Below are 377 nucleotides of genomic sequence, written 5' to 3' on the forward strand. Positions count from 1 at the left end.
TTAACGCAGGTTCTTGGTCAATACTGTTGTTTCTGTTATCGAAGGCTAAATATTAATTGGCTAGTAAACTGGGTTCATAACTCGTGCCCTTTTTCAGCATGGCATACGCTGTCCTAACTGTTTTATTTGCTAATGCAATGGCGGCACACTTCACACCTCGTCTTTCAACTAATGCTTTGAGCCATTGTTCTTTTTTCGTTTTTGGCTCTCGATGCTTTAACTGACTGATGACCGCTCTGGCTCCCAGAAACAAGTGGCTGCGTAATGTTATCTCGCCACGGTATTTGGCTATATGACCTATTCGCACTTTTCCACCACTTGAGTGTTGGCGAGGGGTGACACCAACATTGGCTGCCGCATTGCGTCCGCTCGTAAAA

Annotated in this window: 1 protein-coding gene; it reads right to left on the reverse strand. The window is 45.1% G+C overall.

Annotated features, from left to right (window positions below):
* Positions 1 to 52: 52 nt before the first annotated feature.
* On the reverse strand, positions 53 to 377 hold a 325-nt coding region (locus JIG37_RS05445), incomplete at its 5' end, for a transposase (RefSeq protein ID WP_199528894.1).

This window comes from Pseudoalteromonas sp. bablab_jr010 (assembly GCF_016464105.1).
In the GTDB taxonomy this organism is placed as follows: Bacteria; Pseudomonadota; Gammaproteobacteria; order Enterobacterales; family Alteromonadaceae; genus Pseudoalteromonas; species Pseudoalteromonas simplex.